2 protein-coding genes are annotated in these 584 nt (G+C 64.0%); both read right to left on the bottom strand.

Features of this window, described 5'->3' with window-relative positions:
* A partial coding sequence (locus AACY08_RS28155) for an acyl-CoA dehydrogenase family protein (RefSeq protein WP_339472377.1) occupies nucleotides 1-197 on the bottom strand: 197 nt, incomplete at its 3' end.
* Between the two features lie 109 nt (nucleotides 198-306).
* Nucleotides 307-584 (bottom strand): NAD(P) transhydrogenase subunit alpha (locus AACY08_RS28150; protein ID WP_339472376.1); only part of this gene is annotated, 278 nt, incomplete at its 5' end.

Here is a 584-nt window from a genome sequence, read left to right as displayed (position 1 = left end):
AGGCCGCCCTCGGCTTCGTCGATCAAAATGCCGGTAAAGCCCATTTCGGCGAAGTTCTTCCACAGGTCGCGGCTGAATCCGGTGGCGTCCTTGCTGTCGCGTAGCGCGCGCATGTGCGTCACCGGCGCATGGTCGGCGACGAAGTCGCGGATCGTGTCCTGAAGCGCTGTCTGATCGTCGTTGAGATAGAGTGGCATGTGTCAGTCCTAACAATGCGTCACCCCGGCCTTGTGCCGGGGTCCACCGCGCCATCAGCCCCGGCGTCAGTGGATGAGTGGACCCCGGCATAAAGCCGGGGTGACGAAATCAATGTTTGGCGGCCGCGCTCGGCACCTTCTTCTTGTACATGGCCAGCATCCGCGCGGTGACGGCGAAGCCACCGAAGATGTTGACGCTCGCCAGCACCACCGCGAGCAGCCCGAGCCATTTCGACGTCGCCCCGCCCTCACCGATCCCGGCCGCCGCCGCCGCGATCAGCGCGCCGACGATGATCACCGAGGAAATCGCATTGGTCACCGCCATCAACGGCGTGTGCAGGGCGGGAGTGACCGACCAGACGACATAATAGCCGACGAAACAGGCCA

Source organism: Pseudomonas sp. EL_65y_Pfl1_R83 (assembly GCF_963970695.1).
GTDB lineage: Bacteria > Pseudomonadota > Gammaproteobacteria > Pseudomonadales > Pseudomonadaceae > Aquipseudomonas > Aquipseudomonas tritici.
Note: the sequence above shows the minus strand (reverse complement) of the source record. Positions and strands in the feature narration are given on the sequence as shown.